Source organism: Bacillus sp. 22190 (assembly GCF_052045575.1).
GTDB lineage: Bacteria > Bacillota > Bacilli > Bacillales > Bacillaceae > Bacillus > Bacillus altitudinis.
The window spans coordinates 151,334-178,249 of record NZ_JBQEPF010000004.1; the positions used below are offsets into that span (position 1 = coordinate 151,334).

22 protein-coding genes are annotated in these 26,916 nt (G+C 41.2%); 17 read left to right on the plus strand and 5 right to left on the minus strand.

The window, feature by feature from the left end; translation table 11 throughout:
• The first annotated feature begins 268 nt into the window (after positions 1–268).
• Entirely contained in the window at positions 269–751 is a 483-nt protein-coding gene (locus tag ACTJKA_RS07285; RefSeq protein WP_046343108.1) for a hypothetical protein, read from the plus strand.
• Positions 752–781: 30 nt separating this feature from the next.
• On the opposite strand, the gene pdxR is transcribed toward ACTJKA_RS07285, so the two are convergent.
• On the minus strand, positions 782–2,221 hold the full coding sequence (gene pdxR, locus ACTJKA_RS07290; protein ID WP_440607667.1) for a MocR-like pyridoxine biosynthesis transcription factor PdxR: 1,440 nt from the start codon (positions 2,219–2,221) through the stop codon (positions 782–784).
• Positions 2,222–2,364: 143 nt separating this feature from the next.
• Here pdxR and ACTJKA_RS07295 point away from each other — a divergent pair, with 143 nt between their 5' ends.
• The 7 genes from ACTJKA_RS07295 to ACTJKA_RS07325 all read left to right on the plus strand — a co-directional run bounded on the left by ACTJKA_RS07295 (position 2,365) and on the right by ACTJKA_RS07325 (position 8,937).
• Positions 2,365–3,534, plus strand: a complete 1,170-nt coding sequence (locus ACTJKA_RS07295; RefSeq protein ID WP_017360232.1) for an MFS transporter — start codon at positions 2,365–2,367, stop codon at positions 3,532–3,534.
• Positions 3,535–3,596: 62 nt separating this feature from the next.
• On the plus strand, positions 3,597–3,875 hold the full coding sequence (locus ACTJKA_RS07300) for a barstar family protein (RefSeq protein ID WP_025207101.1): 279 nt from the start codon (positions 3,597–3,599) through the stop codon (positions 3,873–3,875).
• A 158-nt stretch (positions 3,876–4,033) separates the two neighbouring features.
• The gene (locus ACTJKA_RS07305; protein ID WP_017366964.1) at positions 4,034–4,984 is read left to right on the plus strand and encodes an ABC transporter permease; all 951 of its coding nucleotides are present in this window, start codon (positions 4,034–4,036) and stop codon (positions 4,982–4,984) included.
• Positions 4,977–5,927 carry an iron chelate uptake ABC transporter family permease subunit gene (locus ACTJKA_RS07310; protein WP_017366965.1) on the plus strand — a complete coding sequence of 317 codons (951 nt, stop codon included), beginning with the start codon at positions 4,977–4,979 and terminating at the stop codon, positions 5,925–5,927. The genes ACTJKA_RS07305 and ACTJKA_RS07310 overlap by 8 nt, the downstream gene beginning before the upstream one ends.
• Positions 5,918–6,676, plus strand: a complete 759-nt coding sequence (locus tag ACTJKA_RS07315) for an iron ABC transporter ATP-binding protein (protein WP_019743341.1) — start codon at positions 5,918–5,920, stop codon at positions 6,674–6,676. The genes ACTJKA_RS07310 and ACTJKA_RS07315 overlap by 10 nt, the downstream gene beginning before the upstream one ends.
• Before the next feature lie 22 nt (positions 6,677–6,698).
• Positions 6,699–7,643, plus strand: a complete 945-nt coding sequence (locus ACTJKA_RS07320) for a siderophore ABC transporter substrate-binding protein (protein WP_286108810.1) — start codon at positions 6,699–6,701, stop codon at positions 7,641–7,643.
• Positions 7,644–7,980: 337 nt separating this feature from the next.
• On the plus strand, positions 7,981–8,937 hold the full coding sequence (locus ACTJKA_RS07325) for an LCP family protein (RefSeq protein ID WP_007499147.1): 957 nt from the start codon (positions 7,981–7,983) through the stop codon (positions 8,935–8,937).
• A 34-nt stretch (positions 8,938–8,971) separates the two neighbouring features.
• Here the strand turns inward: ACTJKA_RS07325 and ACTJKA_RS07330 are convergent, their stop codons facing one another.
• Positions 8,972–9,406: an enoyl-CoA hydratase gene (locus tag ACTJKA_RS07330; RefSeq protein ID WP_081114760.1), complete on the minus strand. Its 435-nt coding sequence runs from the start codon at positions 9,404–9,406 to the stop codon at positions 8,972–8,974.
• Positions 9,407–9,492: 86 nt separating this feature from the next.
• On the minus strand, positions 9,493–9,855 hold the full coding sequence (locus ACTJKA_RS07335) for a hypothetical protein (RefSeq protein WP_017360224.1): 363 nt from the start codon (positions 9,853–9,855) through the stop codon (positions 9,493–9,495).
• A 160-nt stretch (positions 9,856–10,015) separates the two neighbouring features.
• Here ACTJKA_RS07335 and ACTJKA_RS07340 point away from each other — a divergent pair, with 160 nt between their 5' ends.
• Positions 10,016–10,633, plus strand: a complete 618-nt coding sequence (locus ACTJKA_RS07340) for a TVP38/TMEM64 family protein (RefSeq protein ID WP_017366969.1) — start codon at positions 10,016–10,018, stop codon at positions 10,631–10,633.
• Complete coding sequence (lepB, locus tag ACTJKA_RS07345; RefSeq protein ID WP_007499139.1) at positions 10,633–11,145, plus strand: signal peptidase I; 513 nt, start codon at positions 10,633–10,635, stop codon at positions 11,143–11,145. The genes ACTJKA_RS07340 and lepB overlap by 1 nt, the downstream gene beginning before the upstream one ends.
• 35 nt (positions 11,146–11,180) lie before the next feature.
• On the opposite strand, the gene ACTJKA_RS07350 is transcribed toward lepB, so the two are convergent.
• On the minus strand, positions 11,181–12,323 hold the full coding sequence (locus ACTJKA_RS07350) for an AbrB family transcriptional regulator (RefSeq protein ID WP_046526642.1): 1,143 nt from the start codon (positions 12,321–12,323) through the stop codon (positions 11,181–11,183).
• A 274-nt stretch (positions 12,324–12,597) separates the two neighbouring features.
• Between ACTJKA_RS07350 and ACTJKA_RS07355 the strand changes: the two genes are divergently transcribed.
• The 3 genes from ACTJKA_RS07355 to ACTJKA_RS07365 are packed head-to-tail and all read left to right on the plus strand — an operon-like array spanning position 12,598 to position 14,320.
• Positions 12,598–13,020 carry a BlaI/MecI/CopY family transcriptional regulator gene (locus ACTJKA_RS07355; RefSeq protein WP_007499135.1) on the plus strand — a complete coding sequence of 141 codons (423 nt, stop codon included), beginning with the start codon at positions 12,598–12,600 and terminating at the stop codon, positions 13,018–13,020.
• Positions 13,013–13,852, plus strand: a complete 840-nt coding sequence (locus tag ACTJKA_RS07360) for a M56 family metallopeptidase (protein WP_025207106.1) — start codon at positions 13,013–13,015, stop codon at positions 13,850–13,852. Before ACTJKA_RS07355 ends, ACTJKA_RS07360 begins: the two co-directional genes overlap by 8 nt.
• Positions 13,853–13,909: 57 nt before the next feature.
• The gene (locus tag ACTJKA_RS07365) at positions 13,910–14,320 is read left to right on the plus strand and encodes a DoxX family protein (protein ID WP_008348626.1); all 411 of its coding nucleotides are present in this window, start codon (positions 13,910–13,912) and stop codon (positions 14,318–14,320) included.
• Between the two features lie 191 nt (positions 14,321–14,511).
• Here the strand turns inward: ACTJKA_RS07365 and ACTJKA_RS07370 are convergent, their stop codons facing one another.
• Positions 14,512–14,958, minus strand: a complete 447-nt coding sequence (locus ACTJKA_RS07370) for a ferritin-like domain-containing protein (protein WP_007499129.1) — start codon at positions 14,956–14,958, stop codon at positions 14,512–14,514.
• Positions 14,959–15,124: 166 nt separating this feature from the next.
• Between ACTJKA_RS07370 and addB the strand changes: the two genes are divergently transcribed.
• From addB to sbcC, 4 genes are read left to right on the plus strand one after another with little or no spacing between them, the layout of a single operon-like run.
• Complete coding sequence (addB, locus tag ACTJKA_RS07375; protein WP_216099312.1) at positions 15,125–18,634, plus strand: helicase-exonuclease AddAB subunit AddB; 3,510 nt, start codon at positions 15,125–15,127, stop codon at positions 18,632–18,634.
• Positions 18,612–22,316: a helicase-exonuclease AddAB subunit AddA gene (gene addA, locus ACTJKA_RS07380; protein ID WP_345912196.1), complete on the plus strand. Its 3,705-nt coding sequence runs from the start codon at positions 18,612–18,614 to the stop codon at positions 22,314–22,316. Before addB ends, addA begins: the two co-directional genes overlap by 23 nt.
• Before the next feature lie 25 nt (positions 22,317–22,341).
• Complete coding sequence (gene sbcD / locus ACTJKA_RS07385; protein ID WP_345912197.1) at positions 22,342–23,517, plus strand: exonuclease subunit SbcD; 1,176 nt, start codon at positions 22,342–22,344, stop codon at positions 23,515–23,517.
• Positions 23,514–26,909, plus strand: coding sequence for an exonuclease subunit SbcC (sbcC, locus tag ACTJKA_RS07390; RefSeq protein ID WP_144684696.1), 3,396 nt, complete (start codon positions 23,514–23,516; stop codon positions 26,907–26,909). The genes sbcD and sbcC overlap by 4 nt, the downstream gene beginning before the upstream one ends.
• Positions 26,910–26,916: the final 7 nt, after the last annotated feature.

Here is a 26,916-nt window from a genome sequence, read left to right on the forward strand (position 1 = left end):
CTTTTTTATTTGAGAAAAAATGACGAAGATGAAATAGATTGAAACCAAATGTGCCTTTCTCGTCGTCTATTGACTGTATCATCATGAAATGGCAGGGAAATGTGAACCATTAGAAGGATTTTCATTCATTTCCGCATAAATCACAGAAGTGATACATGCGGTCTGTTACAATAAAAATAAGTCATTTCTTGCAAGGTGTTCGTATGAGGTAAAAGTTGATCATATTTGACCGATATGAACAAATGGGAAAGAGAAATGGGGGCCGTGTATGAAAAAACGATGGCATTTGATGCTGCTATTTACCGTGACAGTGACACTACTCACAGCCTGCAATCAAGCAGGTCAGCCGCCTTCAAAACAAAACACAAAAGAAGCTGCGTATGAACAATGGGTTCAGCGTTATATGGATGAGTTAAATGAAGCATATGAAAACATGACCGATCAATTTATTTCAGATGGACATGGAAAAATTCAAGTCAATGAAAAATTGACAAAAGCGACGAAAGCATTCGACCGTGTCATTCAAAAAGGGCTTACTCATCAAGAAGTGCCAGCTGTGTATCAAAAGGCAGACAAACAATTAAAGACAGGTCTTGCTTCATTTGAAAAAGGAATGAGCAAGGTAGAGCAGCTGTTGAAGCGTCCTGATCAAGAAAAGCTGTTTATGTCAGCCACTCAATATTTTCAAGATGGATTGCAAGAGACAGCCTCTTTCATTGAAGAAGTGGGAAACGTTCAGCAATCACAATGAAAAGCCTGGAAGAGAGACTTCCAGGCTTTTTTAGATGTGCAGTGTTTGCTTTAATCGGCGTACACCTTCTTGAATCATGGCTTCATCCGTACAGGCAAAACCAAGCAGTAACCCTTTCCTTTTGCTTTCATAACAATAGGGGCTTAATGGATAAATGCCGACACCTGCCGCTTTTGCGGCCTCAATCGTGCCTTGTTCATCAAATTCTGATGTTCCTTCCAAAAAGACGTGAAGGCCTGTATCGGTTCCATATAAACGGAAGTGTTTATCAAAGTGATGTGTCAAAAGAGCATCCATCATCGCTGCCTGCCGTTTTTTATACACCTGTCTCATCCGCCTGACATATCGCGTAAATTCTCCTTCTCTGAAAAAAGAGGCAAGAGTGATTTGTTCCATGATCGGCAGCTGTCTTTGAATAAGTGATTGCAGTGCAGCGATTTCTTTGATGACTGCTTTGGAGCCGATGATGGCAGCAAGGCGGATGCCTGGTGCAAGCACCTTGGAAAAACTGACAATATAGATCACATGATCGGGTGCTTCTGAAAATAAAGAAGGAAGCGGTCCGCCATGATAACGATAATCCCCATCAAAATCATCTTCTAATATGTAAGATTGAGCCTTCGCAGCAAACTGCAACAGCTCCCGTCTTCTATTGACGCTCATACAGACACCGGTTGGCCGCTGATGAGAGGGCGTTACAGCGATCAGCTTTGTACGTTCTGGCAATGTATTCACCATCATTCCTTCTTCATCGACTGGTGCGGGGTAAATATTCATTTCGCGATGTAAAAAGGACAACCTAGCTCCAGGAAAACCAGGATCTTCAACAGCGACTGTATCTCCTTTTTTGAGCATGACTTGTGAAATCAAGTCAATGGCTTGTTGTGTTCCCCCTGTTAACACCATTTGGTCTTCTTCTATATCAATGCCGCGTTCAACGGATAAGTATTGGCGAATTTCTGAACGCACTTCCCATAATCCATGCGGAGAAGAATAGCCCCAATCTTTCATATTTAAACGCTGTAATGCTTTTAGAAGCGAGCGTTTCCATATGTTTTGAAAATGGTCGTCGATGGCTGGTTCTTGATGGCGGAAATCAATCTCAAGTGTGTCATGAAATTGATTGGCCGAGAGCCAGTGATCCATTTGTTTTTCAGCCTCGTCAAAGTGAGGTCTTGTCGGAAGTGCAAAAGGCGGTTCGTTTTGATGTGGGGGAGAAGCAGCATAGTGATCACTTGAAATGACCTTTGTTCCGCCTCTTCTAGAGGTGCTGACATAGCCTCTTGCCAGCAGTTCATCATAGGCAAGCTGTACGGTGGATCGAGATACGTTGAGCTCTTGTGCCAATACTCTTGTCGGAGTCAACTGATCATCAGGATTCAGGGTGTTTGTATGAATTTTTTGAATGATGCCATTGACGATTTGCTGCCAGAGCGGGGTAGAGCTGGAACGGTCTAAATGAATGTACACAGTGCACCTTCTTTCCTTTGTCATGTCATCATTGATGATGACATGGAATTATGGACTGGTCAATAGCTTCATTTTTGGATGTGGGAAGAAATCCAAATGATGTGTACACTGGTTCATATCATTTACACAGAGGAGAGAGTCCCATGATTCCTGCATCAAAAGAAGAAACAGCACAGCTATCCATGATTCCGTTTGTGTTCGTTTTATTTAGCCTTTTTATGATTACAACAGCAGTGAACCTGCAAGTCCCTCTTTATACGGAATATGCAGAGCAGGCAGGATACGGAAAGGCGTCAACAGCCCTTGTGTTTGCTGCGTATGTTTTCGGACTGATTCCAGTATTACTGTTACTTGGCGGCATGTCTGACCGGGCTGGACGAAAACCGATTTTATTGATCGCTCTTTGCTTTTCATTATGTGCCACCCTGCTCATGATCGTGCATCCGACCATACAAATGCTCTTTGTCGCCCGGCTGCTGCAAGGAGTGGGACTTGGGTTAAGTGTTGGCACATGTACTGCCTACTTGATTGCTTTATATCCAGAGAAATCGGGCTGGATCCCAACGTTTATCGCATTATGCAGTTCAATTGGATTTGGTGGAGGTGCTCTTTTTACAGCGATTCTTTCTTTTGAGCAAGTGTCACTGACGCCTCTTAGCTATTGGATTGTGTTGGTCTTGATTATGTTGACGATTGTTGCTGTATTCTTTTTGGTGCCGCCTGTACAAGGGGATGCAAGTAAACCGCTCATGAACATGCCGAGGTTTCCAAAAGGGACAATGCCTGCGAACATAGCCATTGCTATCGCATGGTCTGTGTGCGGTCTTGTCATTTCGATTTTGCCAGCACAGCTTAAATTAAATGGCTATGAATTGTGGGTAGGCCCGGCGCTGTTTTTTATTAATATGGCAGGTGTTCTGATGCAGCCTTTTGTCCGAAAGATGAATAGCAGTGCAGCGCTTCGTATCGGTTTTATTTGTCTTCCGTGCGGATATGGCCTGCTGTTATTCGGTGCTAATAGCGGGTCTATATTCCTTGTCCTTGCTGGAACTCTTTTAGCGGGCACAGCTTGCTATGGATTTACTTACTTAGGCGGTCTCCAGCTGATTGTTGAGAAAGGGAAGAAGGAAGCGGCTAGAGCCGTTGCTGGATATTACTTGTTTGCGTATCTAGGTCTTGGCATACCAAGTGTGTTCGTTGGTCTCTTTGCTGATATGTACGGTACTCAGACAGTGTTAACGCTCTTTTTCATGCTCGTGCTGGCAGCCTGTCTGATCTTGTTTAGTTTAAGTTTCAGAGAGAGGCAAAAGTGAAATGGATTCTTTCTCTTTCCTCTCCAATTCGTTTAAAATAAAGACAGAAGAGGGGGAGGGAAATGAAAAAAGTACAGCTAAATGGAGCGATGTGCAGATCACAAGAGGAGCTTCATGATCAACTAAAAACAGTGTTACAACTTCCTGATCATTACGGGAAAAATCTTGATGCCCTTTGGGACTGTTTAACAGGAGAAGTGAGCTTGCCTGTAGAGCTTACATGGATTCATTATCAAGCAAGCAAAGACGAGCTTGGTGATTATGCAGAGAATTTGCGGCAGTTATTTCAAGAGGCTGAAGAGGAACTGCAAGGGCAGTTTCAATTGAATATTGAAGTGTAAAAAAGCAGCTGATCCTAAAAGCTGTTTTTTTATGCAGTTTTCACCCTTTCTCATTCTACTATTGAATATTTCACTAAATATGATAATATATGAACTGCCGTTAATTGATAATGATAATCATTTGTGGCAGAGAGCTTGATAGAAAGTGTGAACCCTGTATGAAGTTGTACCAATTAAGTTTGTTGTTTGTGTGTTTGGCATGTGCGTCGCTGTTTGTCGGAGTACAGGACCTGTCTCTTTTACAGTTGTTTCATCTATCAGATGAACAAATGAACACCTTATTTTCAAGTCGCATCCCGCGGCTGATGAGTATTGTGCTTGCTGGCATGAGCCTGAGCTTATGCGGTTTTATCATGCAAAGCATGACGAGAAATAAATTTGTCTCTCCAACGACTGCAGGAACAATGGATTGGGCCAAGCTGGGTATTTTAACCGCTATGCTTGTTTTTACACAGGCAAGCCCGCTGATGAAAATGGCGATTGCGTTTTTATTTACGTTAGCTGGCAATCTATTATTCTTAAAAATTCTACGCCATATTAAGGTGAACGATACGATCTACGTACCGTTAGTCGGCTTAATGTTTGGCGGAATTGTTAGTTCAATTTCCACGTTTATAGCCTATAAATATGATTTGATCCAAAACGTATCCGCATGGCTGCAAGGGGATTTTTCTCTTATTGTTCAGGGGCGTTATGAACTGCTCTATGTGAGTGTTCCTCTATTGATCATCGCGTATTTATATGCTGACCGCTTTACAGTGGCTGGTATGGGTGAGAGCTTTGCCGTCAATTTAGGTTTAACGTATAAACGTGTCATGGCAGTTGGTTTGGTGATTGTTTCGATGATTACTTCTGTAACGATTTTGACTGTTGGCATGCTGCCATTCCTTGGCTTAATCATTCCGAATATTGTATCGATCTACCGAGGGGATCACTTGAAAAAGAGCCTGCCGCATACGGCTTTATTAGGGGCCATTTTTGTGCTCATATGTGACGTGCTCGGACGGGTGATTATTTATCCATATGAAATATCTGTCGGGCTTATGGTCGGCATCATTGGAAGTGCGATCTTCCTGTACATGTTATTAAGGAGGAAGCGCTATGCATAAGAAACGAACATTATTTCTCATTGCAGCCATTGCAGCCGTATTCGTTGTCATCTTCGTCACCTTTCAAATGGGGTACTGGGAGTACACAGTGCCGAGCCGTTTAAAAAAGGTGCTTGCCATGACTTTGACAGGAGGCGCGATTGCCTTTTCCTCTGTTGTATTTCAAACATTGACCAACAACCGAATCTTAACGCCAAGCATTTTAGGGTTAGACGCGCTTTACTTGTTTTTGCAAACGGCGATTATTTATCTTTTTGGATCGACCAATTTGATGATCGCGAATAAGAACCTGAATTTCTTTCTCTGCGTTGGATTAATGATTCTGTTTTCTGTGCTGCTCTATACGGTCATGTTCAAGCGCAAAAACAAGCATATTTTCTTACTCCTGCTTGTCGGGATTGTGTTTGGAACATTGTTCAAAAGTCTTTCTTCCTTTATGGAAATGCTCATTGACCCGAATGAATACCAAGTCGTACAGGACAAGTCCTTTGCCAGCTTTAATCACATGAACACAGATATTTTACTCTTCGCTTCTCTTTTATTTGCGGCACTTTGTCTTTATATATGGACCTTCCGCGCGAAATTAGATGTCATGTCGTTAGGAAAGGAACAGGCTGTGAATCTCGGGATTGACTATGACAGGATCACAAAAAAGATGCTGATCGTCATTGCCGTCCTTGTTTCTATTGCGACGGCCCTCGTCGGCCCGATTACGTTTCTTGGCTTACTCGTTGTAAATGTGGCAAGAGAGCTGTTTCGTACATATCGGCACACGTACTTGCTATTAGGCTCGTTTTTCATTAGTGTCATTGCGCTTGTAGGCGGGGAATTTCTTGTGGAAAAGGTATTTACGTTTCAAACACCGCTTAGTGTGCTGATTGATTTAGTCGGCGGACTGTATTTTATTTATCTACTTTTAAAGGAGAGTCGTTCATGGTCGTGATGAAGGGAGTCAGTAAGACATATAACGGAAAAACAGTGCTTCACGAAACAACTGTCAGTGTAAAAAAAGGACAGCTGACCTCTCTCATTGGTCCAAATGGCGCAGGCAAAAGTACGCTTTTGTCCATCATGAGCCGCCTGATTCAACCTGATACTGGGGAAGCTTATTTAGAGGACAAACCTTATCGTGCGTACTCTCCTCAGGAGCTTGCGAAAAAAATGAGCATCTTGAAGCAGTCGAACCACATGAGTGTGCGTCTGACCGTTCGTGAGCTTGTCAGCTTTGGTCGCTTTCCTTACTCTCAAGGCCGCTTGACAAAAGAAGATGAGAACATGATTGATGTGTCGCTTCAATACATGAGACTCGTCGAAATCCAGCATCAATATTTAGATGAACTAAGCGGCGGACAAAGGCAGAGAGCCTTTATTGCCATGGTGCTGGCTCAGGATACGGATTATATTTTCTTAGATGAGCCTTTAAATAATTTAGATATGAACCATTCAGTTGAAATGATGAAGCTGTTTCAGCAGCTCGTGAAAGATCTTGGAAAAACGATTGTTGTTGTTCTCCATGATATTAACTTTGCATCTGTCTATTCAGATCACATCGTCGCCTTAAAAGAGGGTCAGGTAATCAAAGAAGGAAGCGTTGATGAAGTGATTCAAACAGAAGCACTTGAACACATTTATGACATGCGCATACCGATCGAAGTCATTCGTGGTGAGCGTATTTGCTTATATTTTTCTTGAAAAAATGAAGAGGTGATCAATCATGAAAAAATGGATTTGGATGATAACAGTATTAACAGCGATTGCTGTCCTTGCTGCCTGTGGTAACCAAGGAAAAACAGCGGGAACGAATGAGGAAACCGTAACAGTAAAGGATATGTTGAATAAAGACGGTGTAAAAATCAAGAAAAACCCGAAAAAAGTCGTCGTCTTTGATATGGGAAGTCTCGATACACTTGATAAGCTTGGTGTCAACGTGACAGCCTTACCAAAACAAGTGATTCCTCACTATTTATCTAAATATGAAAGTGACAAATATGAGAATGTCGGCGGCTTAAAAGAGCCAGACTTTGAGAAAATTGCAGAAATCAAGCCTGACTTGATCATTATTCAGCACCGTCAAGCAGATGCATTTGATGAATTTTCTAAAATTGCTCCGACGATTTATATGGATGTAGATAATGCAAACTATATGGATTCATTTAAAAAGAATGCTGAAACATTAGGAAAGATTTTTGATAAGGAAGACCAAGTCAAAAAAGAACTTTCTGCTATTGATCAAAAAGTAGATGCATTAAAGAAACAAGCAAAAGAGTTAAAGAAAAATGGTCTCGTCATCATGGCGAACGACAGCAAAATGACGGCATTTGGTCCTAAGTCAAGATATGGTCTGATCCATGATGTATTTGGCATCACACCAGCAGATCAAAAGCTAGAGCCATCTGATAAACATGGACAAAGCATTTCGTATGAGTATATGGTCAAAACGAACCCAGATTACTTATTTGTCGTGGATCGCGGCGCGGCAATTGGAGAAGAAACGTCTGCGAAACAACTTGTTGAAAATGATTATGTGAAATCAGTCAACGCAGTGAAAAACAATCATGTGGTGTATTTAAACTCTGACATGTGGTATTTAGCAGGCGGCGGCCTTGAATCATTGAATGCGATGATTGATGAAGTGAAAAAAGGAATTGAACAAAAGTAATGGATGAAAAGCTGCTCATTTTGAGCAGCTTCAGCGTGTAGACAAACCCTCGCATTCGGTGTCAGTCCTGCGTGCTGGTGCTCACGAATGTGAAATTCGCTCCGCGCCAGTACTCGTCCTTCCTAGACTGCAAAGGTTTTCTATCACGCTGAAAAGAAGACAAAGGGCTAAAATCAAGTTCATTTTAGCCCTTTGTCAGCAATCTGAAGCTGCTCATTTTGAGCAGCTTTTTTATTGTGGATACATAAAAATATGTTGCATGCAGGAAACTTTCATCAAAATATGTTATAGTGGAACCTACATTGTGAGACTAAGATAGAGTGAGGGTTCGGAAAGGATGAAGGAGAAAACAAGATCAAAAAGAAGGCTAAGACCTTGGGTGAAAGTCGTGCTATTTATCATGGCATTTGTCATGATCATGGCAGTATCTGTCACAGGATACGCATACTATAAAATTTCAAAAGCGTCGAATAAAGCGCAAGTATCTTTAGAAAGAGGAGAGACCTCGCAAAAGCGTGTGAAAGCTTTTGATCCAGGAAAGGATAGCTTTTCGGTGCTGCTCTTAGGGATTGACAGCCGTCCAGGTGAAACGGTAGACGAAGCAAGAAGTGATGCGGTCTTACTGGCGACGGTGAATCGAACAGACAAAACGATCAAGCTCCTAAGTATTCCTCGTGATTCTTATGTTGATATACCGGGGAGAGGATATGATAAAATTGCTCACGCCCATGCGTTTGGGAGTGCAGATTTATCAGTCAAAACGGTAGAGAATTTGTTAAACATCCCGGTAGACTATGTGATTGCAGGAAACTTTAAGGCGTTTCAAGACATTGTCGATGAGCTAAATGGAATTGACGTAACGATTGAAGATGAAGGCATTGCAAAACAAATGGAAAAGGATTCAAAAGGAAAAGTTCATGTGGAAACAGGCACGCATACGCTCAGTGGTGAAGAAGCATTAGCGTTTGTGAGAACGAGAAAGGCAGATAGTGATCTCATGCGCGGAAAGCGCCAAATGGAAGCACTTCAAGCCATCTTTGAAAAATCCAAATCCATTTCGTCCATACCGTCTTATGACAACATCATTGATACACTTGGAGATAACGTCTCCACCAATTTATCCATGAAACAGTTGATCGGTCTATTCCCTTTACTGAGTTCATTAAAATCAGTGGATACCATCCAGTTAAAAGGGCACGATTACCAGCCTGGGAATGTGTATTACTTTGAGTTAGATGGACCAGGATTAGAAGAAGTGAGACAAGAGCTGAGAAAACAGCTCGAATTATCATAATGGAGAAAGAGCCTGCCACAGTGGCAGGCTTTTTTTAATAATAGAGGGTTGCAGGCATCGTTGGGTACCACACACCATTTAAAGCAAGCGCCCAGCCATACACCTTTTGACCTGATTCAATCTTGTCCTTTACCGAAATGAGTGCTTCGTATGAAGAGACTTGATAAGCCTGTCCGGTTTTTTTAGCGACAATGACCGATAGAATATTGTCATTGAATACACTTGGCTCTTCGTCCGTACTCGTCCAAGCAATTCGATTATAGTAATTCATGTTAAAAGGATTTTCGAGTGCTTTCACTTCAAACTTCACTCGTTTTCCAACGATAGAAACCGTTGTATAGGCTACACTTGTTATTTGTGCAGATGTTGCTGGGGCTTGTTTTCCTGTTTGCAGTGGTTCTAATGCTGACACTGTGCTTGGCACAAGTAATCCTGCTGCTAAGGTGAGTGCTGTTATTTTTTTGAACATTAGTTTTTAACCTCCTAATTTTTGGTATAATAATCAATTCGCCAAAAACTGAAGAGTTCCTTCTATAAATGTAAAATATAACCATATTATTTTCCTGAATGGAGGAAATAATGGGTGAGCATTTCTTCTACACGATGACGTATACGGGGATTAAAATATTTATGCTTTTCTTCATAGCCATTGATCAGAAATAAATATGTCGTAAATCCTTCATCGTGTTCAATTTGCTGTACGTTCATTTTTTCTTTACGCAACTGTTGTTTCAGTTGATAAAGGGCTTTTTGTGCTTCTTTTAATGAAGAGGTGACTAGCTGAATATATGGTTCATTTAGTTTGAATGTTTGATGTTTTTTAAGGTACGTCAAATCACGATTGAGGATGGAGATGACCATTGGAAGAAAGATGGCTTGTTCCATCATCTGAAGTTGTACGCTTGATAATCTCGTCATGTCCATGCCTGCTTTCTTTATATATAGAACATTTGTTCTTATTTATTATATCGGATGAGTTAAAAAATCTCAAGGGGGGGGCTGAGAGGGATTCATTTGTATATTTTTATGTTTTCCATGTAAAATGAAAGATAGACAAACCTTGAAGGAGTCAAACAAGTTGCCATTATTTCTTTCTATATTTACTCATGAAAATATCACATCATTTTTTGAAAGCTACAAGGCTTTTGGACCCATTGTGGCTATATTACTCCCTTTAATAGAAGCATTTCTACCGTTTTTACCTCTCGTGGCATTTGCGGTGGCCAATGCAAATGCTTTTGGGCTATGGGAAGGCTTTTTATTGACCTGGATTGGTGCAAGTGCAGGGTCTATCCTTGTCTTTTTACTGATCAGAAAATTTGGACAGATGAGGATGTTGAACTTTATTAGCAGACACCCTTCTATTCAAAAGCTAATGCTTTGGGTTGAAAAGCGGGGATTTGGTCCGTTGTTTATTTTACTCTGCTTTCCTTTTACACCGTCTGCTGCCGTTAATGTCGTAGCAGGTCTATCAAGAATCAGCGTCTGGCAGTTCTCATTAGCTGCTTTATCAGGGAAGTGTGTCATGCTCTTTATTATTAGTTTTATCGGCTATGACATTTCAGCTTTAGTAAAGAATCCGTTAAGAAGTGTTTTTGCGGTTCTAGTCATTGCTTTATTATGGTATGTTGGAAAGAGAGTAGAAAATAGGTTGAATATTCGGATGAGTCAGCGTGAGGACAAAGGAGGCTCTTAATGAAAAAGAAGCCATTGCTATGGTTCATGATTATTACATGCATCGTCTTGTTGTTCCAAGTAAAGAATTTCATGTTTGTCACGTACAAAGTAGAAGGGGTTAGTATGGACCCGACATTTACAGATGGAACAGAATTATTAATTAACAAGTTCTCGCCAAAACTCACGAAAATTAGCCGGTTTGACTATGTATTATTTCATGGCCCTAAAAATCAAATCTTGATCAAACGGGTCATTGGGCTTCCAGGAGAAACAATCAAATATGAAGATGATCAACTGTTTGTTGATGGTGTAAAGTGGAAAGAGCCGTATTTAAAAGAGCAGAAAAAACATAAAATGGGCAACGTCCTAACAGGTGATTTTCAGCTGAAAGCCATCACCGGTCGTCAGAACATACAAAACAATCATTACTTCGTGATCGGAGATAATCGAATACATAGCTTTGACAGCCGGCATTTTGGAACGATCTCAAAGGATCAAGTAGTCGGTGTAAAAAGGAATCATGATGAATAAAAAAGAGCCGCTCTGCATAAGTAGAGCGGCTCTTTCTATTTAGCGGCTTTATAATCAGTCTGTCTTTTTGCCCAGACATGATGTAAGAAACGAAAAAACGGTGGCAGCATGGCGATGACCAAAATAATTCTAACGACTTGTACAGCCACAACAAAGGTGGAATCCTCATGAAGTGTAACAGCTGTTGTGGCCATTTCTGCAATACCGCCAGGCGAAAAAGCAAGAATGGCTGTAATGACAGAAATACCTGTTATTTCTGCAATGGCAATTGAACTGAGAACGGTCGCAGCAATCAATCCGGCTGAGCTGACGGCGGCCACAATCAAGGTATTTTTTAACCCGACAAACATTTGTTTATTCATTTTTGACCCGATGGTTGCCCCTAGAAATACCTGTGACGCAATGTTCGCTTGGGCTGGCCAGTAAGGAATCAAATCATGACCTGTCAAGGCGCCTGCCCCTACTTGGAGAGCCGCTACACCTAACATACTGCCGATCAGCCAAGGGGCGGGAAAGTGAAGACGCACGGCTAGGCGTGACATCAGCCATGCCCCTAAAATGAGTGCAGCAGTCCAAGATATGTTTGATATTGTGAAAACGCCTGATGAGAAGGCGCTGCCTTGGGCGACTACCGCATCTGATTGGCTTTTTGTATTTAAATAAAATACCGTAAATGGAATGGTCAGTACGACCATTAACACACGTATCGTTTGTACGAGACTCACTACAGCTGTATTTGCTCCAACCTCTTGGGCGATGCCCGGCATAGCGGAAAGACCGCCGGGGGCAGTGCCGACAAAGCTAGTCAGCATATCTGTTTTACTCAGCTTCCATAAGACAAACCCGGAGAGCATGGCTAATAAAATAGAAAAGACGAGCATGAAACTCACGGGAAGCCAATTTTCAGCGAAAATGTGAAGGACTTTCATGTTCATTTTTTGTCCTAGTTCGATTCCGAGAATGAATTGACCAAGGAGTAGCCATCTGCTGTGAATACGTAAGGTATTCTTTCCTTTACGCTGAAACAGGGCGGGACGGCGCAGGGCAATAAATGCAGCTGTCATTAATGTGCCAATCATCCAGCCGATAGACATCCCTGTTAGAGACAAAAGGAATCCACCTAAACCGCTTACCGCAATCAAAATGAGATCGGTTCGAAGGCTGTTTCCTTGCTTCATCACGTATAAACCTTCTTCCTGTATATTTGTTCAGTAAGTGAAATGTTGTTATCTTCACTATAATACAAAAGTCTCTATAAATAAAATACGAATTTTTTTAGTATTTTCATAAGATTATCTTATGGTTAACTCTGTTAGAAAAAATTGTTTTTGATATAAATGACATATAATTTTTGTCAAAAACAAATACAATATACAACGATTTTCCCCTATTTTTGTTATCAGTTGACTATCATTTTCAATTACACTACAATGCTTAGTGTGAGGTGATGACATGAAAATTCCTTCTTTTAAATATAACGAAAAGGGATTGAACCGCTTTTTCGGTCCTTTAGAAGGAAGGATTATGGAGATCCTTTATCAAGGTGAGGATATGCCGATTAAAGAGGTACAGCAGAAGCTGTCAGATGAGAAGCCAATTAATTTCAACACGGTCATGACGGTACTCAATCGATTAACCGAAAAAGGAATTGTGGAAAAGAAAACAAAAGGGCGTTCATCTATCTATAACCCTGTTTTAACAAAAGAAGAATTTCTAAATGAGCAAACGAAATGGATTACTCAAGGACTGATGGATGATTTCGGCCCCCTTGCAGTCAATCATATGGTGGACGCAATTGAAAGTGCTGATCCTGAATTACTGAAGGTACTCGAAGCAAGGCTTGCATCCAAAAAAGAGGAGAAACGACATGATTAAAATGAAGTCGAGTCTGCTGTTTTTAGGCGGTATATTGATTGGCTTAGTGATCTTTTACCAGATGGGCTATTATGTACTCTCAAGCTTTTTTGGCTGGAATCAAGCATATAACCTGATCCATGTATGTCAATCTGTTCTCGAATTTTATGGATTCACTCCTCTAAAGTATTTTCTGGATGCGTTCGTCTTGTATACGCTTGGTTTTGCCGTTTTCTATATGACGAAGCAGGTCAGAAAGTATCTTCATTTCAAAAGAAATATGATGATGGCAGTCGATCAACATTCAACGCAAAGTCTATCAGACAATTATAGAAATGAGATCATTGTGTTTCATTGCCATGAACCGCTTGCTTTCGCAATGGGGATGCTTCGGCCAAAAGTGTATCTCTCAACAGCGCTTATAGACATGCTGGATGAAGGGGAAATCGATGCGGTTGTCTATCACGAATTACATCACAAATACAGCTACGATCCTTTAAAGACTTTCGCTTTCTCTATGCTCACAAAAGTGATTTGGTACATTCCTGTGTTAAAGCATATGAGACAAAGTTACTCCGTTTTTCGTGAGGTCATTGCAGATGACTATGCCATTCAACAGACAGGGACTGAGCTAGGAGTAGGGCAAGCCCTTTTGAAACTCATTAAAAATAGAACCCAGTTTCAAAAACAAACGAAATTTGCCGTGTCCTTTGGAGATCGAGCATTGAATTTAAGAATCCAAAAAATCTTAAACCCAACATACAACATACCGTTCAATGTACCACTTATCCCAATTGTGACATCAACCATCCTCATGTTGGTCTTAATGATTATGCTCAACTTAAATTACTAATTTTTTTTACGAATGAACATTACATGATGTAGTGTAAAAATGGGAGGAAATCACTATATGAAAACAAATCAAGAAATAGGAACACTTTTTGTACGCGTCATCTTAGGCATTATTTTCTTTTTACATGGACTTCAAGCATATCAAGGTGGACTAGGAGGCACTGCTGCATTTTTTGGTCAAATTGGTGTTCCTGAATTTATGGCCTATATTGTCAAAACAATTGAACTGGTTGGTGGAATTGCCCTGATTCTAGGTTTAGGCACACGTCTTTTCGCAGCTTTATTTGTACCAATTATGGCTGTAGCCATTATCACAGTTGGTTTTGCAAGAGGATTTGTGGGCGGTTATGAATTTGAACTTTCTTTAATGGTCATGGCGCTTTACTTGACACTTAGTGGCAGCAAGATGCTTTCGATTGATGGATTGTTAAAACAACAGCAACAAAGCAATGAAGCAAAATTTCATTAAATAACAAAAAACTCCTTCTGCGATTTGTAGCAGAGGAGTTTTTTTATGGTCAAAAGGTCGTTTTATCATTAAAAAAGGAAAAGCGAAGAGTCGTTTTGATGATGACAGCCCTTTATTTCACATATTGAATGAGCAAAAAAGCAATTTCATTTTTTGACGGAACATACGATCTCCTATTAAAATAGGGGTAACTAAGAAACATGGTGCGTTAAAAGATATAGAAACCAGACAGCATGCTGCTGTTCATCTTGAGCAATACGCTTCATTAATTCCTTTGTTCCTTGATCACGGACATAGTCTGATACCGTTAAGTAAAAATCGACTGTTTTTTGTTCGTCTTTAAAGGCAAATAAGAGACCTTCCCTAAATTGGTCTGGACAAGGCTCTGTTATGCTTGGTTTGTGGTTTTTACCAGTCAAAGAATAGTATAGCTTTGTAAATAGCTGATAATGTCTGACTTCATCCTGACGTATTTCTTGAATGATTTTTTTCGCTTCAGGATTTTTTGCTTTTTGTGCAAGTTTTTCATAGCATTGGATCGCAGAATATTCGCCATTGATGGCCTTTTCAAGGTCTGCAATGATCCTTGTGTTTTGGCGCATGTCATATGGCGAGTAGTCATAATAACCGTAATACATGATATTGCCAGCCTCCTTTTAGATCATGATGGTTTATGATATGAAAAGAGTCGGGAAAGGTGCCTATCTTCTTTTCAATCGGAGGAGAAAGGGGAGGTGATAGGAAAATAGCTATTTACCTTTATTTTCGCTAGAATATGAGTACATAAGAAAGGTGTTGTGGAACGTGGAGATTCAGTTTTTAGCAGGCAGATCGGGGAGTGGAAAAACGACTGCAATTCTAGAAGAAATCAAAGAACAACTGCGGCTTGATCCGCTGGGTCCGCCAATCATTTTTTTAGTCCCGGATCAAATGACATTTTTAATAGAATATGAGCTTGCAAAAACGTCTGAAGCTGGTGGAATGATCAGGGCCAAAGTCTTTAGTTTTACTCGGCTTGCCTGGTCTATATTACAGCAGACTGGCGGTGCGAACCGTCAATTTGTCACAAGCACAGGGATTCAAATGCTCTTAAGAAAAGTAATAGAAGAACAGAAAGACAAGTTTAAGGTATTCAAAAAGGCGAGTGATAAACCGGGATTTGTTGAGCAAATAGAAAAGACGATGGCTGAATTCAAAAGGTACTGTATGATGCCGGAGGATATTGAAAAAATCTCGGCATCCAGTATGCATTCAGAGTATACAGAAGAAAGACGTGCGGCGGAAAAATTGCATGATCTTCATGTTCTTTATCAGCAGATGGAGCAGCATCTGCAAGATGAGTATGTGCATTCAGAGGATTACTTGACACTTCTGGCTCAGCAAATTCCTTTATCAGAAGAATTGAGAGGGGCACACATTTATATAGATGGTTTTTATCAGTTTACCCCCCAGCAGCTTCTTGTCATTGAACAGCTTTTGCTACATGCAGAAAAAATAACAGCTGCATTCACAGTGGATCGTTCCTATCATGACACGCAGCCAAATGAACTTGATTTATTTCGCATGACAGGTAAGACATATTCCCAGCTTTATCAGCTGGCTAAAGAGTGCGGAGCGGTTATTTCTGAGAACATTTTGGAGAGAAATAAGCGGCATCTTCATACCCCAGATCTAGCTTATTTAGAAAATCAATATGAACAGAGACCTTTGCGGCCGTATCAAGAAGAAACGCCTCACCTTACCGTATCGAAAAGTGCAAATAAACGAGCTGAAATTGAGGGAGTAGCGAGAGATATTCTTGATTTAGTAAGAGAGGAAGGTCTTAGGTTACGAGATATCTCAATTGTTGCAAGACATGTAGACGACTATAAAGATACGTTAAAAGAGGTGTTTCGAGATTACGATATTCCTTTCTTTATTGATGGAAATGAATCGATGCAGTATCATCCGCTCATTGAGTTCATTCGTTCGAGCCTCGATGTCATAAAAGGGAACTGGCGGTATGAGGCGGTGTTTCGCTGTGTGAAAACGGAGTTCTTATTTCCGCTTGAACTCGCTAAAAACAAAGCGAGAGAACAGGCGGATCAGCTTGAAAACTATTGTATTGCTTACGGTGTAAAAGGTGAACGCTGGACGAATGGTTCACGCTTTCATTATCGCCGCTTTCAATCATTAGATGAAGATTTTGGACAAACCGATCAAGAAATAGAAATGGAGCAAATGCTGAATGATGTAAAAGAATGGATTGTTCCGCCACTCTTTCAATTGCAAAAAAGATTGAAAAAAGCGCAAAAGCTAAGAGACATGGTGGAGGCAGTGTATGTCTTTCTAGAGGAAGCCCAAGTGCCAGAAAAGCTTGAAAAGGCAAGGCTTGAGGCAGAAGAAGCAGGCAGATTAGCTGAAGCGATGCAGCATGGGCAAGTGTGGGATGCTGTCGTTCAATTGATGGATGAATTTGTTGAAATGCTGGGCGAGGAGGAGCTCTCATTTCCATTATTTCAACAGATGATGGATACAGGACTGTCCTCTCTCAAGTTCGCTTTGATTCCCCCTTCACTTGATCAAGTGTTTATCGGAAGTATGGATTTATCCAGAATGTATCAAGTAAAGTGTACGTTTGTCATTGGAGTAAATGATGGAGTTATACCTGCACGGCCCTCTGATGAAAGTGTATTGTCTGAAGACGACCGGGAATGGTTAAAACGTGCAGGAGCAGAGCTGGCAGAGACAGGGAAGGAACGGCTGCTGGATGAACAATTTTTGATTTATCAAGCGCTGTCCAGTCCATCGCACTACCTGTATGTATCCTATTCAGCTTCAGATACGGAAGGGCGGTCTCTTTTGCCTTCGACCCTCATCAAGTATTGTGAGGAACTGATGCCAAACCATCAGCAAGCCCTCTATGTGTTAGATCCAGAGCAGTTGGATGATCAGGAGCAATTAAAATTTGTAACAAACGAGCATGTCTCGTTATCCTATACCGTTTCGCAGCTGCAACAATGGCTCAATCAATATCCGATCAGCGGCGTATGGTGGAGTGTATATAATCATTTGATGACCTCGTCCAACCGCGACGTATCAAATAAAATCATGTCCAGCTTGTTCTTTACAAATAGAGCGACACGTTTAAATCCGAATGTCACAAAAGAACTTTACGGTGACCATATTCAGGGCAGTGTTTCAAGAATGGAGAAATTCAATGCATGTGCATTTTCTCATTTTGCTTCCCACGGGCTAAAACTAAAAGATCGACAATTTTACAAATTAGAAGCACCTGATATCGGCCAGCTCTTTCACTCAGCTTTAAAACTGATTTCAGATACGCTTGTTGAACAAAAAAAGGATTGGAAAAACTTAACGAAGGAAGATTGTGTGACCTACTCAAGGCATGCAATCGAACAGCTGGCTCCACGTCTACAAAAAGAAATTTTATTAAGCTCTAATCGGCATGCTTATATAAAAGAAAAGCTCCAAAAAATCCTCATCAGGGTGTCTTCTATATTAAGCGAACATGCAAAAGTGAGCGGATTCTCTCCGGTTGGACTTGAGTTAGGTTTTGGAGGTCAAGGACCTCTGCCGCCGTTTACTTTTCAATTAAAAAACGGCTGCACGATGGAGCTTGTTGGAAGGATTGACCGAGTGGATAAAGCAGAAGGATCAAAAGGACTTCTTTTAAGAATTGTCGACTATAAGTCCAGTGAGAAGGGGCTTGATCTAGCTGAAGTTTACTACGGTTTAGCCTTGCAAATGCTCACTTATTTAGACCTGACCATTACGTATTCTAAAGAATGGCTTGGCATGGAGGCGACACCGGCAGGAATTTTATACTTCCATATTCATGACCCGCTGATTCAAACGCCTATTCCGCTTGGAGAAGATGCAATTGAGCAGGAAATATTGAAGAAATTTAAAATGAAGGGTCTATTGCTCGAAGATGTGGAAGCAGTGAAGTTGATGGATCAAACACTCGAATCAGGAAGATCACAAGTCATCCAAGCTGGTTTGAAAAAGGATGGTTCTTTCCGATCTGACTCTGCGGTATTAAGTGAAGATCATTTTCACATTCTCACAAAACACGTTCGGCGAACCTTTGAAGAGGCAGGAGAAAGAATTACAAGCGGTGAGGTAGAGATAAACCCATATAAATTAAAGGATCAAACCCCTTGCCGCTTTTGCTCCTTTAAGTCTATTTGCCAATTTGATGAATCAATAGAAGATAATGAATTTAGGGTGCTCACCTCTGAGAAGGATGATGTCATGTTAGACCGGATCAAAAAAGAAGGGGATCAGTATGCAAATACCAAAACCGAATAACAGTACTTGGACAGATGACCAATGGAACGCCATCGTTTCAGAAGGACAAGATATTCTTGTTGCTGCGGCGGCGGGGTCAGGGAAAACAGCGGTCTTGGTTGAACGGCTCATTCGAAAAATGACTCGGCCGGAGCAGCCAGTTGATGTGGACAGGCTGCTCGTAGTGACTTTTACCAATGCTTCAGCAGCAGAAATGAAGCACCGGATCACTGAAGCACTTGAAAAAGAACTATCTAAAAACCCTGGTTCCCTTCATATGCGGAGGCAGCTGTCACTTATGAATCGTGCCAATATTTCTACCTTGCACTCCTTTTGTTTGCAAGTTCTCCGTACCTTTTATTATGAGATTGACCTTGATCCAGGTTTTCGTTTGGCTGATCAAACAGAAGGAGAATTATTAGGAGATGAAGTGTTAGATGAACTGTTTGAGGATGAGTATAAGGCTGGAAAGCCGTCATTCTTTGAACTCGTTGATCGTTACACATCTGATCGGCATGATTTAGATCTTCAATGGCTTGTCAAAAGAATTTATGAGTTTTCTAGGTCACATCCAGCGCCCGAACAATGGATGCGGGCATTCCTTTCTCTTTATGATGTGGATACACAGACAAAGGTAGAAGAGTTACCCTTTTATCCATATATCAAAGAGGACCTTTCTCTCGTTTTAAGAAGCTGTCAGGAACTGCTGGAACAAGCGCTCACTTTATCAAAAGAGCCGGGCGGTCCAGCACCGAGAGCAGAGAATTTTATAGATGATTTAGAGCAAGTAAATGAATTAATAAGGCATCAAGATGATTTTGGGACACTTTATGAGCTTTTGCCAAACATCAATTTTAAAAGGTTAAAGACTTGCAAAGGGGATGACTATGACCCAGCTCTGTTAGAAAAAGCAACAGATTCACGCAATCAAGCCAAAAAACAATTAGAAAAGCTAAAAGATGAATACTTTATGCGCAGTCCCGATCAGCATTTAAAAAGCTTGGCTGAAATGAAGCCAGTTGTAGAAACACTTGTAGAGCTTGTGATTCAATATGGAGAGCGTTTCGAAAGAGCAAAACAAGAAAAATCAATCGTAGACTTTTCGGATCTAGAACATTATTGTTTGCGCATTTTAGCGAAGCAGGACGCAGAAGGAAATCTCATTGAAACAGAAGCGGCTAAATACTATCAACAGCAATTTGAAGAAGTACTTGTGGATGAATACCAGGATACAAACCTTGTCCAAGAAACGATTTTAAAGCTCGTGTCTAAAGGAAAACATCCTGCCGAAGGCAACCGCTTTATGGTTGGTGATGTGAAGCAGTCCATTTATCGCTTTAGACTTGCAGAGCCGATGCTCTTTTTAAATAAATATAAACAATTCAAAGCAGACAGCAAAGAAACAGGTAAAAGAATTGATCTAAATAAAAACTTCCGCAGCCGGGCTGATGTTTTAGACAGTACCAACTTTCTGTTCAAACAGCTGATGGGAGAAACAGTTGGAGAAATTGAATATGATGAACAAGCTGAATTAAAGCTTGGAGCGAGTTATCCGCAAAGCGAAGACACGACGTCAGAAATGCTTCTTGTTCATTTAGATCAGCACGACACAGAAAACGATGAAGAACGAGAAGAGCTAGAGACGGTACAATTTGAGGCGAGAGTGATTGCGAAGAAAATAAAAGAATTGGTAGAACAGCCTTTTCAAGTGTACGATGCAAAACAGCAGCTGACCCGCAACTTGCAGTATCGAGACATTGTGATCTTGCTTCGCTCAATGCCGTGGGCTCCGCAAATGATGGAAGAGTTGAAGAAGCAGGGAATCCCTGTTTATGCGAATCTTTCCTCAGGTTATTTTGAAGCTACAGAAGTATCTGTCATTCTTTCTTTGTTAAAAGTGATTGATAATCCATATCAAGATATTCCGCTCGCTGCTGTTTTAAGGTCACCTCTTGTTCATTTAGACGAAAATGAGATGGCACTGATTAGAACAAGTGATAAAAAAGGCACTTATTATGACGCTGTGAAGGCATTTATGAGTGTGACACACTCTGATCATCCGACATGCAGAAAGCTGGAGCGTTTCTTCCTTCAATTACGCAAATGGCGTGATTTTTCGATTCAGCATTCGGTAGCAGAACTGATTTGGGAAGTGTACCGAGATACACAATATCTAGATTATGTCGGCGGGATGCCAGGAGGTAAGCAAAGACAGGCAAACCTTCGGGCTTTATATGATCGAGCGAAACAGTATGAAAAGGCTGCATTTAGAGGGCTGTTTCGATTTCTTCGATTTATTGAAAGAATGCAAGAGCGTGGAGATGATCTTGGAGCGGCAAAAACGTTCAGTGAAACAGAGGATGTTGTCCGCATGATGACCATTCATAGCAGTAAAGGACTCGAATTCCCTGTTGTATTTACTGCAGGACTTGGCAGGAACTTTAACATGATGGATCTAAATCAGTCCTACTTGCTCGATAAAGAATTAGGTTTTGGCAGCAAATATATTCATCCTGAGCTGAGAATTAGTTATGCAACCTTACCGCTGATCGCGATGAAAAAAAAGATGAGAAAAGAACTATTATCTGAAGAACTGAGGGTTCTATATGTGGCGCTCACAAGGGCGAAGGAAAAATTATTTTTAGTCGGCTCTGTCAAAAATCAAGTGAAAGCTTTAAGCAAGTGGCAAAATGCCGCAAACGGAGATGACTGGCTTCTTCCTGATTTTGAACGATATCAAGCGAGAACATACTTAGATTTTATTGGCCCAGCCCTTATCCGTCATCAAGCGATGTCTTCTCTTTTAGAAGAATCGAGAGAAGTCGTTCTCTCGCATCCATCATCATTTTCTATCACCTTTCATCAAGCGTCCGATCTTCTAAAAGAAGACATGTCACTTGAAAAACAAAAACAAGACGAAGTGGTACAAGCATTAATGGAAGGTGTGCCTGTTCAAGGATATGGCGATTACGAGGAGGAAGTAAAAGAAAGACTTACATGGCGTTATCCATATTTAGCGGCCTCCCAAGTAGGGACAAAGCAGTCAGTTTCTGAGATCAAAAGAATGAAAGAAATACAGGATGAATACAGTGTGCCTTCTTCCATCCGAAAGACTCGTGCGACACTGTACGAACGACCGGCTTTTATGAAGAAAAAAACACTCACAGCCGCAGAACAAGGGACGGCCATGCATACAGTCATGCAGCATATCCCTCTTCCTTCAAATGAACCATATGATGAATCTCGTGTAGAAGAGCTGCTCCATTCTTTAAAAGAGAAAGACTTACTAACAGATGAACAAATCCAGTCCATCAATCGAGAAGGAATTGTGGCCTTCTTTTCTACTGTTATTGGTCAAAAACTGCGGAAAGCGGACTGGGTGAAACGAGAAGTATCGTTTAGTATGGTTTTACCGGTTAAAGAGGTATACAGCCATATTGATGCAGAAGGTGAACCTGTGCTCATTCAAGGAATGATTGATTGTTTATTTGAAGCAGATGGCAAGCTCTATTTACTTGATTATAAAACAGATCGAGTGACTGGCAGATTCTCAGGTGGATTAGAGGAAGCTGAAGCGATGTTAAAAAAACGCTATGAAACGCAAATATCGTTGTATACAGCAGCGGTAGAACGTTTAACAAACAGAACATTAGAGGAAAAAATCCTTTATTTCTTTGATGGAAATCTAGAAATTTCTTTATAGGTGGAATGAATGAGAGGTGAATCACATGAGGATTCTGCATACAGCGGATTGGCATCTAGGGAAAACCCTTGAAGGCCGAAGCCGGCTTGAGGAGCAAGCTGAGTTTTTAGATGAATTAAATCAAATCGTCAAGGATGAACACATTGATGTCGTTGTGATGGCTGGAGATGCCTTTGATACAGTGAACCCTCCTGCTCGCGCAGAACAGCTTTTTTATGAAAGTCTGTCTGCATTATCTGATAAAGGAAAGCGTCAGGTGGTTGTGATCTCTGGCAACCATGATAACCCAGACCGTTTATCAGCCGCATCTCCTTTAACGAATGAGCAGGGGATTCATTTAATTGGATATCCGACAAATGATTTAATTCATGTCGATGTTCCTTCTGCAAGTGAACGTCTATCTATTGCAGCACTCGCTTACCCGTCCGAAGCAAGGCTCAACGAAGTGCTGGCTGAAACATTTGAAGAGAAACTGCTTCGTGATCAGTACAATTTAAAAATACAACAAATGTTTCAACATTTAAGCAGCCAATTTCAGGCGGATACGGTTAATATCGCAACAAGTCATATTTATGTGGCAGGTGGCAGTCAAACGGATTCGGAAAGGCCGATTGAAGTGGGAGGCGCATATACCGTTGCGGCCGAAAGTCTGCCTGAGGAGGCTTGTTATGTCGCATTGGGGCATTTGCATCGCCCCCAAACCATTAAACGTGCCAAAACGATTGCCCGCTATTCTGGCTCTCCACTTGCATACAGCTTTTCTGAAGCAGGCTACGCCAAATCAGTCACCATTGTAGATGCAAAACCGAATGAAACAGCAAGCTGGAAAGAAGTGTTTTTATCAAGCGGTAAACCACTTATGAAGTGGAAGGCGACTGAAGGACTGAGCCAAGTACACAGTTGGCTGGATGAAAAGCGGGATCTTCAAGCCTGGATTGATTTAGAGATTCACTTAACAGATCAGCTGTCGATCGAACAAATTCATCAGCTTAGAAAACAGCATAGTGGATTTGTCCATATTAGACCAAAGTTTAAAGAGTTACAGCAAAAAGAAGAACAAAAACAAGTGGAAAAGCTCTCGATTGAAGAGCGGTTCGTGAAATTTTATGAGCGTCAGACAGGTGGAGGTCTACCTGATGAAAAAACCGTCAAGCTATTTTTAGAGCTTGCCAATGACATGCAAGAGGAGGAAGCGAATTGAAGCCGATCACGCTAACCATTAAAGGACTTCATAGCTTCAGAGAAGAGCAAACCATTGACTTTAGCTCCTTATGTGATGCAGGTGTGTTTGGTATTTTTGGACCGACTGGAAGCGGAAAATCGTCTATATTAGATGCCATGACACTAGCACTCTATGGCAAGGTCGAACGTGCACTCAATAATACGCATGGTATTTTGAACCAAGCTGAAGAAAAGCTGTCTGTCTCCTTTACGTTCGCTTTGCAAAGGGAACACCATATTTCTTATAAAGTGGAACGTGCCTTTAAACGGGCAGATGAAATGAAGGTTAGAACGACGTTATGCCGATTGATTGAAATTGGTGATACGCAGACAGTTCTTGCAGATAAAGCAAGTGAGGTCAATCGTAAAATAGAAGAATTACTTGGTTTAACCATTGACGATTTTACGAGAGCGGTTGTTTTACCCCAAGGAAAGTTTGCGGAATTCCTTTCATTGAAAGGAGCCGACAGACGCCAAATGCTGCAGCGTTTGTTTAATTTGGAGAAATATGGTGATCAGCTCGTCAAACGTTTACGCGCAAAGGCTCAAAATCACTATGGTCAGAAAAACGAACTGCTGGCTGAACTGACTGGATTAGGAGAAGCTGGTCCAGAGGCATTAGCGAAAGCTAAAGAAGCAGCTGCGCAGGCGCAAGCTATTTTTCTTGAGAAAAAACAAACGCGGGACGAAGCGTTCACTACTTTTACAAAAGCGCAAGCCATCTGGCAGTATCAAAAGGAACAAGAAGCGTACGAGAAGGAACAAAACAAACTCAATCTACTGGCACCAACGATGGAAGAGAAAAAGAATCAACTTCGCATTGCAGAGCAGGCAGAGACATTAAAGCCTTATGCGGATGCATTAACAAAGGCTGAAAAGCAGCTCTCTCAAGCATCAAAAGAGAAGCAGGAAGCAGAAAAACATTTACTTCATCAACGAACGATCTATGATCAAATGACGCAGGAGTATGAGCAAACACGGCAAAAGAAAATGGAAAATGAGCCAGAGCTTCTTCAAAAGAAAGAGCAGCTGATTCAATTAAAAGAAATTGAACGAAAAAAAGAAACAGCTCTTCAGGAAAAGACCGTACTAGAGCAGCAAAACCATGAAAAAGCGCAGCAATTGACTCAAAAAAAAGCGGAAGCCGAAAACCTGCAATCTTTATTAGAGCGTGCGCTTGCGAAACAAACACAGTTGAAGCATGAGCTGGAACAATTACAAGTCTCTGTCAAAGAGCGGAAACTTGTACAAGACGCACTTCGTTTCAGTGAAAATGTTCAAAGAATGAATGTGAGTATTCAAAAGGAAGAACAAAAGATTGAGGAGCTAAGACAGCGTTCAGCACAGGCGACACAATCATATGAAAAGCTTCAAAAACAGCAAAAAGATCATCATGAAAAAATAAATCAATCGTTTCAAGCGATAGAACAATTGTATTTTTATGTATGTGAATTTGAACGAGGTCTTACAGAATGGAGTCATAAAGAGCAGGACAAAAAACAAGAAAAATTAAAACAGCGTGATGTTGTCAGATCGGCAGAATTAAGAAAAGAATTAGCGGCAGAGCTAGTAGACGGTGAACCATGTCCTGTTTGTGGATCAATTCATCATGATCCAAATGCTGTGATAGACAATGACCATGAAGAAACGGTTGCCCAAATTGATGAATGGATTGTAAAAATGGATAAAGAGCTCAAGCAGGCAGAGGAATATGCTAGAGACATGTTTGCTGCAAAGCAGCTGCTTGAAACGCATGCCAATCAATTAGTTAAACAGTTCTCCTTTTTATCTCAAAAAGCCCCCGATTCTGAAGTAGCTGCAGCAGTAGAAGCAGTACAGAATCCGCAGTCTTTGCACCAGCTGATTCAAGAATGGAAAGGCGTAAAACAAGATATTCAAGCAATCGAAAGCAAACGAGCTCGTTTAATGGACGTCACTTATGATCAAGCGGCAGAAATGAGCAAAGTCAAAGATCAACTGACATTTGAGCAGCAGCGCATACAAGAACTAGACATGCTGATCAAGGAGCTTCGATCTGAGCTTTCCGAACAACTGACGCAATTTGAACAGACCTTTCCTCACCTGACAATCAACCAAGTGCAGGAAATGCAGCAACAAATTGACGAAAAGGATCAACAAGCGGAAGGTTATCAAGAGCGTATTGAGAAGAGTATTTCTTTTCTAGAGGAAAAACAGCAGGCAAAAGAGCATCTGCAAACAGCCATATACGATCTAGAGAAGGAACTCGATAAGTTGGCGCATCAGCTCGGAAGCCAGCAGCACCTGATCGATCAATATGAAACAGATTTACAGCGATATCCTTTAAAAGCCGCTTCTCTTTCTGATGAACTGGACGAAGTTCAACAATCTCTTGCTCATCTAAATGAAAAAGAACAGCAATCGTACGAGCAATTCAAGCATGCACAGCAATTATTTAGTGAGGCGCAAAGCCATTTCTCAAGCAGTGAACGTCAGCTCCAAGAGGCGAAGCGGCGAAAACAAGAAGCTGAGGAAGCATGGCAAAAAGAAACAGGATCTACTCCTTTTGATCAGCCGCAGGAGATTGAACCTGCTTTAATGGATCGATCTGTACGTCTTACAGTCAAACAGGAAATTGAGGAATTTGAGGATAAAAGAAAGCAATGTGCAGCAAACTTAAAGCGAATTTCGGAACTGTTAAAAGGTGAGTCGCTGGATGAAGACGAGTGGACAGATATTCAACTAAAAAAAGAAGCGGCGGAAAAAGCGCTTGAAGAAGCGACAGCGCTGAGTGGATCTGCACAGGAGCATCTGCGAGTGATTGAAGCAAACCATCAGCGCTTTGCAAGCATTCATGAGCGCCTTGAAGAACTGCAGCAAGAAATTGACCGGCTGGATAAGCTTCAAACTGTGTTTAAAGGGAATACATTTGTTGAGTTCCTAGCAGAAGAACAGCTAGAAAGTGTCAGCCGTGATGCTTCTCATCGTCTTGGGATTTTGACAAGACAAAGGTATGCCATTGAAGTCGATTCAGAGGGCGGTTTTGTGATGCGGGATGATGCCAATGGAGGTGTCAGACGTCCGGTATCCAGCTTGTCTGGGGGAGAAACTTTCCTGACGTCTTTAGCACTTGCTCTTGCTCTGTCTGCACAAATTCAGCTGAGAGGTGAGTTCCCGCTGCAATTCTTCTTCTTAGATGAAGGATTTGGTACACTCGATCAAGACTTGTTAGATACGGTGATTACGGCATTAGAGAAACTACAGTCTCAAAATTTAGCTGTTGGTGTGATCAGCCATGTGGAAGAATTAAAGATGAGACTGCCAAAGAAACTGATTGTCCACCCAGCAGATCCAAGCGGGAAAGGAACAACAGTCTCGATGGAATTAATGTAAAGTGAGG

What these genes read in the sequence shown, in the direction of transcription:
- ACTJKA_RS07305 (WP_017366964.1), top strand. Translation starts at nt 4,034, where the DNA reads ATGAAGTTGTACCAATTAAGTTTGTTGTTTGTGTGTTTGGCATGTGCG.
- ACTJKA_RS07285 (WP_046343108.1), top strand. Translation starts at nt 269, where the DNA reads ATGAAAAAACGATGGCATTTGATGCTGCTATTTACCGTGACAGTGACA.
- ACTJKA_RS07310 (WP_017366965.1), top strand. Translation starts at nt 4,977, where the DNA reads ATGCATAAGAAACGAACATTATTTCTCATTGCAGCCATTGCAGCCGTA.
- ACTJKA_RS07300 (WP_025207101.1), top strand. Translation starts at nt 3,597, where the DNA reads ATGAAAAAAGTACAGCTAAATGGAGCGATGTGCAGATCACAAGAGGAG.
- ACTJKA_RS07315 (WP_019743341.1), top strand. Translation starts at nt 5,918, where the DNA reads ATGGTCGTGATGAAGGGAGTCAGTAAGACATATAACGGAAAAACAGTG.
- ACTJKA_RS07350 (WP_046526642.1), bottom strand. Translation starts at nt 12,323, where the DNA reads ATGAAGCAAGGAAACAGCCTTCGAACCGATCTCATTTTGATTGCGGTA.
- ACTJKA_RS07370 (WP_007499129.1), bottom strand. Translation starts at nt 14,958, where the DNA reads ATGTATTACGGTTATTATGACTACTCGCCATATGACATGCGCCAAAAC.
- ACTJKA_RS07320 (WP_286108810.1), top strand. Translation starts at nt 6,699, where the DNA reads ATGAAAAAATGGATTTGGATGATAACAGTATTAACAGCGATTGCTGTC.
- ACTJKA_RS07355 (WP_007499135.1), top strand. Translation starts at nt 12,598, where the DNA reads ATGAAAATTCCTTCTTTTAAATATAACGAAAAGGGATTGAACCGCTTT.
- sbcD (WP_345912197.1), top strand. Translation starts at nt 22,342, where the DNA reads ATGAGGATTCTGCATACAGCGGATTGGCATCTAGGGAAAACCCTTGAA.
- ACTJKA_RS07295 (WP_017360232.1), top strand. Translation starts at nt 2,365, where the DNA reads ATGATTCCTGCATCAAAAGAAGAAACAGCACAGCTATCCATGATTCCG.
- ACTJKA_RS07335 (WP_017360224.1), bottom strand. Translation starts at nt 9,855, where the DNA reads ATGACGAGATTATCAAGCGTACAACTTCAGATGATGGAACAAGCCATC.
- ACTJKA_RS07365 (WP_008348626.1), top strand. Translation starts at nt 13,910, where the DNA reads ATGAAAACAAATCAAGAAATAGGAACACTTTTTGTACGCGTCATCTTA.
- lepB (WP_007499139.1), top strand. Translation starts at nt 10,633, where the DNA reads ATGAAAAAGAAGCCATTGCTATGGTTCATGATTATTACATGCATCGTC.
- ACTJKA_RS07360 (WP_025207106.1), top strand. Translation starts at nt 13,013, where the DNA reads ATGATTAAAATGAAGTCGAGTCTGCTGTTTTTAGGCGGTATATTGATT.
- ACTJKA_RS07325 (WP_007499147.1), top strand. Translation starts at nt 7,981, where the DNA reads ATGAAGGAGAAAACAAGATCAAAAAGAAGGCTAAGACCTTGGGTGAAA.
- ACTJKA_RS07330 (WP_081114760.1), bottom strand. Translation starts at nt 9,406, where the DNA reads ATGTTCAAAAAAATAACAGCACTCACCTTAGCAGCAGGATTACTTGTG.
- addA (WP_345912196.1), top strand. Translation starts at nt 18,612, where the DNA reads ATGCAAATACCAAAACCGAATAACAGTACTTGGACAGATGACCAATGG.